Origin of the sequence: Okeania sp. SIO3I5, assembly GCF_010672085.1 — a bacterium.
Classification (GTDB): Bacteria; Cyanobacteriota; Cyanobacteriia; order Cyanobacteriales; family Microcoleaceae; genus Trichodesmium.
Map to the genome: position 1 here is coordinate 1 of NZ_JAAHHT010000326.1, position 8,475 is coordinate 8,475.

Below are 8,475 nucleotides of genomic sequence, written 5' to 3' on the forward strand. Positions count from 1 at the left end.
CTTAGAACCCAGGTTGTACAATATTCCGATGTTTAATTTTCTATCAACAATTACAAAATACTGTTTATGGAATAGGAAAATATATAGTGTTTATTCCCATATATATATATAGTGGATGGACTGTACTTTCTAGTGCGGGAAAAAACATTTTGAAAGGCAGAATATTTGATGAAAATTTTTTAATGACTGTGGCGACATTAGCAGCGATCGCTATTGATAAATTACCGGAAGCAGTGGCAGTAATGTTGTTTTATCAAATTGGGGAAACATTCCAAGAATATTCCGTTAAACGTTCCCGTAATTCTATCAAGTCATTATTAGAAGTTCGTCCTGATTATGCAAATTTAAAAATTAATGATTCTCTGGAAAAAGTATCTCCTGAAAAAGTAGAAGTTGGCAGTCAAATAGTCGTTAAACCAGGAGAAAAAATTCCTTTAGATGGTGAAATTATCTCTGGCAATTCCCAAGTTGATACCTCAGCTTTAACTGGAGAATCAATACCTAAATTTTTCACAGTTGGGCAAACAATATTAGCAGGGATGGTTAATCAAACGGGATTATTAACAATTCGGGTTACTAAACCTTTTGACAAGTCATCAATTGCTCGAATTTTAGAATTAGTTGAAACTGCCAAAACTAAGAAATCTAAAACAGAAAGATTTATGACAACTTTTGCCAGATACTATACTCCAGTAGTTGTCTTTATTTCCTTAGCGATCGCTCTTTTGCCTCCTCTATTTATCTCTGATGCGACTTATGCTGATTGGATAAATCGATCATTAATTGTATTAGTTGTTTCCTGTCCTTGTGGATTAGTAATTAGTATTCCTTTGGGTTACTTCGGTGGAGTTGGTGGAGCTGCTAAACGAGGAATTTTAGTTAAAGGTTCGACATTTTTAGATGATTTAGCTGCTATTAAAACTGTGTTTTTTGATAAAACTGGAACTTTAACAGAAGGTCAACTTCAGGTGACAGATATTGTGACAAAAAATGGCTTGACTCAACCAGAATTAATAGAAGTGGCAGCCAAAGTTGAATCTTTATCAAATCATCCTATTGCTCAAGCAGTTTCTAAATATAATTCCACCAAAATAGATAATTCCGACGTGTCAGAATATCAAGAAATTGCTGGATGTGGAATTAAAGCAAAAGTTGGAAATAAAACAGTTATTGCTGGAGGCGATCGCCTCTTACATTTAGAAGATATTGAATACGATATTTGCGATATTGGAGATACGGCAGTTCATTTAGCAGTTGATAGTAAATATGTTGGTTATATCGCAATTTCTGACCAAGTTAAATTAGATTCTGCTGCGGCAATTAAATCTCTAAAAAATTTGGGGGTAGAAAAAACTGTGATGCTAACTGGAGATAATCAAAGTGTTGCTCAACGGGTAGCAAAAAATCTAGGTTTAGATGATTATCAAGCAGAATTATTGCCAGAAGATAAAGTTACTGCCATTGAAAAATTACTCCAACAACTCTAATGGAAAAGTTGCTTTTGTTGGAGATGGAATTAATGATGCTCCCGTTATTGCTCGTGCCGATGTTGGTATGGCAATGGGTAGCATGGGTTCCGATGCAGCGATCGAAACTGCAGATGTTGTGATTATGACTGATGCTCCTTCTAAGGTTGCCGAAGCAATAAAAGTTGGCAGGAAAACTCGTCGTATTGTTTGGCAGAATATTGGTTTTGCTTTGGGAGTAAAAGGTTTATTTATTTTATTGGGAATGGTTGGGTTGGCAAGTATTTGGGAAGCAGTCTTTGCAGATGTTGGTGTGGCGTTAATTGCTATTTTTTACTTTCCTGGCGGGAAGTCCCGCGCTCTCCATCCCCCCTAACCCCCCTTGGAAAGGGGGGAGGGGGAGCGTCGTATGGGAAAGCCAGGGCCAGCATTCGGGTACCTTCATAAGCTAAACGTTCATATGCCCAAGACACAAGCTAGGAGCATTTTGTTATTATTAATGTCAACACAGGGGGAGGACATCACCTCTATCTAAACAGCGGTCAGGGTTTCCCAGACTGAAGAATCCCTATAGAACCCGTAAGGGCAACGTCGGGAGTATGTCAATTCTAGTAGAGCACTGACTTAATCAAAGAATAACGATATTTTTTCACGATTCATCTTCTCTGACTCTGGCGGAGTCTTCAGAAAAAGTATTAACTCTGGTTCCAGAAGTAATAGTCGAAATTTTTGACGATTCATCTCTTCTGGCGGGGTGCTTCAGAAAAAGTATTAACTCTGGTTCCAGAAGTAATAGTCGAAATTTTTCACGATTCATCTGTTCTGGCGGGGTGCTTCAGAAAAAGTATTAACTCTGGCTCCAGAAGTAATAGTCGAAATTTTTCACGATTCATCTGTTCTGGCGGAGTGCTTCAAAAAAAGTATTAACTCTGGTTCCAGAAGCAATAGTCAGAAAATTTCACGATTCATCTGTTTTGGCGGAGTGCTTCAAAAAAAGTATTAACTCTGGCTCCAGAAGTAATAGTCGAAATTTTTCACGATTCATCTGTTCTGGCGGAGTGCTTCAAAAAAAGTATTAACTCTGGTTCCAGAAGCAATAGTCAGAAAATTTCACGATTCATCTGTTTTGGCGGAGTGCTTCAGAAAAAGTATTAACTCTGGCTCCAGAAGTAATAGTCAGAAAATTTCACGATTCATCTCTTCTGGCGGGGTGCTTCAGAAAAAGTATTAACTCTGGCTCCAGAAGTAATAGTCGAAATTTTTCACGATTCATCTGTTCTGGCGGGGTGCTTCACAAAAAGTATTCATTCTGGTTCCAGAAGTAATAGTCAGAAAATTTCACGATTCATCTCTTTTGGCGGAGTCTTCAGAAAAAGTATTAACTCTGGCTCCAGAAGTAATAGTCAGAAAATTTCACGATTCATCTCTTCTGGCGGGGTGCTTCAGAAAAAGTATTAACTCTGGCTCCAGAAGTAATAGTCAGAAAATTTCACGATTCATCTCTTCTGGCAGGGTGCTTCAGAAAAAGTATTCACTCTGGTTCCAGAAGTAATAGTCAGAAAATTTCACGATTCATCTCTTCTGGCGGGGTGCTTCAGAAAAAGTATTAACTCTGGTTCCAGAAGCAATAGTCGAAATTTTTCACGATTCATCTCTTCTGCCAGGGTGCTTCAGAAAAAGTATTAACTCTGGTTCCAGAAGTAATAGTCGAAATTTTTCACGATTCATCATTTTTGATCAGATTCTTTTTCTACTTGGGGAACTGGAAATATATCTAGAATTTTCTCTACCCATTTAGGAGACCCATCTGGATATAGCTTCGGATAGATTAACCCTATAGCAATGCCAATAACAGCAAAGATTGTACATAATGAATAGAAAATAATTTGCCCATTCTGCATCCAAGTTAAAGAATCTAAGAATCCAAATTTCTTAGGTTTTTCTATTTCTGGTTCAGCAGAATTTGCTATTACTTTACCTTGAATATTACTCTCATCACCAAATACATTACCCATAACATTTCCGTCTTGGTTTTTGATTTTCCGACTTTGGTCGTTGACAATTTTTTTAGTCATAGTTTTATTGCCGATAAAATTATTGTTAGTATTTATTACAGAATCCCTCATATAAATATCATTTGGATAAGGGTTATATTGTAAAAATCCCTCGTACTTATCGCTGTCTATCACATCATCAATTAAACTCCTTATATCAACTTCATAATAAGGAGAATTATCGCAGTTATTTTTTAGTCTGCCATTGCTAATCCATTCTTTTAATTTATCAAATTTGTAAAAATGTGGGTTCTGGCTATTTTTACAAGTCTCACAATTACAAGGAATTAACTTATTATATTTGAGTCGATTATAAGAATTATGAATTTTATCCAATTCGTAGGTCGTAATAGTCATTAAATCCCGTTTTTGTTGCCCAGAAATCCTAATTTTTATTTCTCTCTTAGCGTAATATTCAATTACTTCTGCTTTCGCCACACCTTTCTGGAGAATAACTCCGCTTTTCCAGACATATTTCTGTTGTTTAATATACTCGTGCATCACGACAATAAACTGAGTAATAATTCCCTTGGGTATAAATTCATAAGTGTAACGTAAAATCAAATTATTATTTTCATCCCATTCATATTCTGGTTGATTTTCCGTGAGAAGTTGAGGGGCAATATAGGTCTGAGAAGTACCAGGAATTTTATAACAGAGTTGAAATTTCATCATTAATTGCAGTAGCTCCTCGTGCATATTGACATATTTTTCTTCATGCCAAATTTTGGTTAAATCATCTTTAGTAAATTTGCCAAAGTTATCGTAAACTTTTGGATTATCTAAGGCTTTATAAACTGCTGCTGTTCCCCATTCTGGTTTGAGAATAACTATTTTATTTAACAAAGGATCGTCGCGAAAATGAAGACAAACTCCTAAATCGTGTAAATAGCCACTTAACTGTAATTTATCCTGATGTTTTTTAAACCCATTCTTTTCGCAAATGGATAAATATTCCTCTAGACTAATATAGTTCCGAACATCTGTTTCTAAGACTTCACGCACTTTTTTCCAAGTTTTAGGAATAGGACTACCAATATGGGGTAATTTACCAGTGTGATGTTGGATTTCTCTTCTAATTTCTTTTAAACCTCGATTAGTCTTAAGATTGGTGGCTAAGATTTCTTTGATATTAGTAAATTGCCCTTGCAATGCCCGTTGATTAATTTCTCGTTTCCGTTCTTGTTTCTCATTTTTGATAATTAATAAAGGGCTATTATCACTTAATAACTCTACTACTTTCAGCCAATAATAAAAGTCTGTATCTTCTTTGCGGGTATCAGCAACAAGGATATATAACGAGCGTTTGGTCAAGAAAAATTGGTGGGTAGCGTGATAAATTTCTTGTCCGCCAAAATCCCAAATATTCATCTGAAAGTTGTGTTGGTTTTTTGTCTGAAAGTTCCACTGATAAACTTCAATTCCTTTAGTTGTATCTTCCTCTCGTAGTTGATAGTTTTGATTTTGAATTTTATTAGCTAAAGTTGTTTTACCAGCTCCCCCTTCTCCAACAATTAGTAATTTTGCTTCATAGATATGATCTATTCCTTCTTTTTGTATTTGCTGGAAATAGTTTCTAATTTCTTCTATTCCTTTTCTGGCAATCTCTATTGGCGGAGTTTCGAGGGGATTATTATTTACATCAAGAAAGGTTAATTTGGATAGCTTAATGATTGATTCCTGGATATTTGTCAATAGATTATTACTGAAATAGAGGTTGGTTAAACTGGATATTTTACTAATTGATTCTGAGATATTAGTTAATTGATTAAAGCTTAAATAAAGGTTGGTCAAATTGGGAGTTTTACTAATTGAATCAGGGATACTTGTTAATTGATTAATACTTAAATCAAGCCAGGTTAAATTAGAAAGCTTACTGATTGAATCAGGGATATTTGTTAACTGATTACTACTTAAATCAAGCCGAGTTAAATTGGTAAGTTTAGTGATTGAATCAGGGATATTTTTTAACTGATTACTACTTAAATTAAGCCGAGTTAAATTGGTAAGTTTAGTGATTGAATCGGGAATATTTGTTAACTGATTACCACTTAAATGAAGTTGAGTTAGATTGGTAAGTTTAGCGATCGATTCAGGGATGTTTGTTAATTGATTTGCTCTTAAATAAAGCTCAGTTAAATTGGTAAGTTTAGTGATTGAATCAGGGATACTTGTTAACCGATTAATACTTAAATCAAGCAAAGCTAAATTGGTGAGTTTAGCGACTGATTCCGGAATAGTTGTTAATTGATTATTACTTAAGTTTAATACTTCTAGCTGCTCTAATTCCCAAACTTCTATAGGAATTTCAGTTAATTTTTCATAACCTCTACTAGAAGAACCGCTCAAGTCCAACTCCTTAAGCTTTTTATCTTTAGCTTCTTGTATTCTTTCTTGAAAATGCTGTGGTATCTGATTCTGCTGGTTTGTTTTAGGAGAAGTCATAGCTCAATAAAATAATTTTTACCATAATTCTACAAGCTACAGCTACAAAGGCTAACTTTGATTTTCCGTAATCATTCCTTCAAAAAACAATGGACATCTCCAAAAAATTAACTAGAGTTTGTAAGTTGATAGACAAATATTCATCTATAAATATCAACTCACTTTTCCAGGTTATCCTGAATGGAATTACTCAAAGGTCTCTCTATTCCATCCGCTATAGCATTTGGAACTGCAATTCGAGTGTATATTGTAACTGCCATTGAGGTCAAAACAATTCTTGCATTATTAATTAAAAAGTCAAAATTACCGAAAAATCAAGGTTTAAAGCCTCTCCTTTAAAGGAGAAAAAAGCGGTCGTTAACGGAGTTTCCCGAAGGGTGGGATGGGTGGGTTACCTAACCATATCCAATCGAGCAAGAGAAGAAAAAAATTTCCTTTTTAACCAACCCTCTTCTTTTTAAGAAGAGGTAATTATTAATTATTAATTGTTAATTATTGAACTTAGCCTCAAGTCTGAGGCTTGGATTCAGCAATTAATAATGCAAGAATTCTTTAATAATTAATTATTAATCATTATTCAAGGAGGCTTGTATCTTGAATTAAAAAATTATTTACAGCAATGCATGAGGATAGTGAGGTACAGTTCGCACTTCAGGCTTCCAGGCTGTAACAAGATTTGCACTTCAGGCTTCCAGGCTGTAACAACCTGGAAGGTTGAACTGCCAAAACTATTAACAAGCTTACTTTAACAAAATTTTGTACCTCACGCGCCTGGTGAAATTGCTGTAATTAGGTTAGAGTCAACAATTTTGAATTTTGAATTTTGAATTCAAAAAATGGTCAGCATTGATCAACAAGCCATTTTTTGATTGGTATAAACCGTTTGTCAACCCCTGAGTCCTACTTCTCTGTTTCTCCTTGTTGCCCTAGGTCCTCCACAGAGGAGGGCACTCAAAGAAATAGAATATATTCTCAACTGTGAAGAGAATAAAATAATTGTTCATAAATGTTTATATTTTTTATTGAAATTAAATAAGACAAAACCAAGAATTTCGTTTATATTTGTTTTTAGGTTAAATCCTGTAAATGTTATTGTAATAAAGTATATTTTACTATTGGCCAATAGTTAAGGTGAAATCATGGGTACTAAACAAGCGTCTATTTTATTAGGTATCTCTCGTCAACGTTTATTAGTTTTACTCGCTCAAGGAAGAGTCAAAGGAGCCAAAAAAAATGGTAGATTCTGGAAAATTCCAGTATCTAAAAGTGGAATGCCGAGAATAATTCCGGCTCGGCGCGGTCCCGAAGGTATCTGGCGCAAGCAACAAGCGAAGAAAGCACAAATGATTCATGTTAATCAACACAACATTCAAGGTAATAAAGGAAAGCCTCCTGAGCAATTCAAACCAGTAGTGTCTCTCAAAGACAGCAAGCGCAACGATTATGGTTATGAATTATATATTTCAGGTCCTTGCTATATCGTCTATCGACCTTACAAACCAGCAAATTGTGGTGCTCATGTGTGGATTGAGACTTATGAGGCAGTGCAATTTCTAGATACTGAATTTAACCTTGATCCAAGTAATGCAAGGCAACGGAGCAAAGAACTTGCCCTCTAGTCTGGTTTCATTCGTCACGCGAGTAAGGTCACAAAAAAATTATAGCGCTCACAGCAGCTCAACTGACAATAACCTCAGCAAACTTTGTGCTGTTTGTTTTTGGGAAATCGCCACAGTAGGTAGGGTTTGCAGAAAAAAGCAAAGTGTGGGAAGTGTCGGAGGTGTCGGAGGTGTGGGAAGTGTCGGAGGTGTGGGAAGTGTCGGAAGTGTGGGAAGACTGGGATTGTAGGATAAATAATTTTTCCTTGATTTTTCTGTCTCGCGTTATCCCAAAATTCTTACTTTATGCAGCTCTTTTAACCGCAAAACTGATACTTTTTCACGACTTAAAATCGCTAAAACCTTTATCTGTAAATACTTTTAGATTTAATCAGCAAGCCCTAGGTAAAAAATTTTGAGCTTCCTATCTTGTGCAACAAAGCCTCTATCCATATTCAATTTTTGGCGTTGCATATTTGCGGGATGAATTAGTGTGGGGAGTGTGGGAGGTGTGGGAAGTGTGGGAAGTGTGGGAAGACTGGGATTGTAGGAGAAATAATTTTTCCTTGATTTTTCTGCGTCGCGTTATCCCAAAATTCTTACTTTATGCAGCTCTTTTAACCGCAAAACTGATACTTTTTCAGGACTTAAAATGGCTCAAACCTTTATCTGTAAATACTTTTAGATTTGATCAGCAAGCCCTAGGTAGAAAATTTTGAGCTTCCTACTTGTGCAACAAAGCCTCTATCCATATTCAATTCTTGGCGTTGCATATTTGCGGGATGAATTAGTGTGGGGAGTGTGGGAGATGTAGGAGCTGTGGGGAGTGTGGGAAGTGTGGGAAGTGTGGGAAGACTGGGATTGTAGGATAAATAATTTTTCCTTGATTTTTCTGCGTCGCGTTATCCCAAA

General features: G+C 35.7%; 6 protein-coding genes and 1 pseudogene. 5 read left to right on the forward strand and 2 right to left on the reverse strand.

Features of this window, described 5'->3' with window-relative positions:
- The first annotated feature begins 20 nt into the window (after positions 1-20).
- Positions 21-1,842: pseudogene (locus tag F6K40_RS36660) on the forward strand (heavy metal translocating P-type ATPase).
- A 273-nt stretch (positions 1,843-2,115) separates the two neighbouring features.
- Here the strand turns inward: F6K40_RS36660 and F6K40_RS36665 are convergent.
- Together F6K40_RS36665 and F6K40_RS36670 are read right to left on the reverse strand one after the other, a co-directional pair.
- Entirely contained in the window at positions 2,116-2,283 is a 168-nt protein-coding gene (locus tag F6K40_RS36665) for a hypothetical protein (protein WP_293144044.1), read from the reverse strand.
- Between the two features lie 910 nt (positions 2,284-3,193).
- On the reverse strand, positions 3,194-5,965 hold the full coding sequence (locus F6K40_RS36670) for a COR domain-containing protein (protein WP_293144047.1): 2,772 nt from the start codon (positions 5,963-5,965) through the stop codon (positions 3,194-3,196).
- 1,139 nt (positions 5,966-7,104) lie between these two features.
- Here F6K40_RS36670 and F6K40_RS36675 point away from each other — a divergent pair.
- The 4 genes from F6K40_RS36675 to F6K40_RS36690 are packed head-to-tail and all read left to right on the forward strand — an operon-like array spanning position 7,105 to position 8,282.
- Positions 7,105-7,584, forward strand: a complete 480-nt coding sequence (locus tag F6K40_RS36675; protein WP_293144050.1) for a hypothetical protein — start codon at positions 7,105-7,107, stop codon at positions 7,582-7,584.
- Positions 7,574-7,813 carry a hypothetical protein gene (locus F6K40_RS36680; RefSeq protein WP_293144053.1) on the forward strand — a complete coding sequence of 80 codons (240 nt, stop codon included), beginning with the start codon at positions 7,574-7,576 and terminating at the stop codon, positions 7,811-7,813. Before F6K40_RS36675 ends, F6K40_RS36680 begins: the two co-directional genes overlap by 11 nt.
- Positions 7,728-7,982 carry a hypothetical protein gene (locus tag F6K40_RS36685; RefSeq protein ID WP_293144056.1) on the forward strand — a complete coding sequence of 85 codons (255 nt, stop codon included), beginning with the start codon at positions 7,728-7,730 and terminating at the stop codon, positions 7,980-7,982. The genes F6K40_RS36680 and F6K40_RS36685 overlap by 86 nt, the downstream gene beginning before the upstream one ends.
- A 12-nt stretch (positions 7,983-7,994) precedes the next feature.
- Positions 7,995-8,282 (forward strand): hypothetical protein, encoded by a 288-nt coding sequence (locus F6K40_RS36690; protein ID WP_293144058.1) that lies wholly within the window; start codon positions 7,995-7,997, stop codon positions 8,280-8,282.
- Positions 8,283-8,475 lie beyond the last annotated feature (193 nt).

What these genes read in the sequence shown, in the direction of transcription:
- F6K40_RS36670 (WP_293144047.1), bottom strand. Translation starts at nt 5,965, where the DNA reads ATGACTTCTCCTAAAACAAACCAGCAGAATCAGATACCACAGCATTTT.
- F6K40_RS36665 (WP_293144044.1), bottom strand. Translation starts at nt 2,283, where the DNA reads ATGAATCGTGAAAAATTTCGACTATTACTTCTGGAACCAGAGTTAATA.
- F6K40_RS36675 (WP_293144050.1), top strand. Translation starts at nt 7,105, where the DNA reads ATGGGTACTAAACAAGCGTCTATTTTATTAGGTATCTCTCGTCAACGT.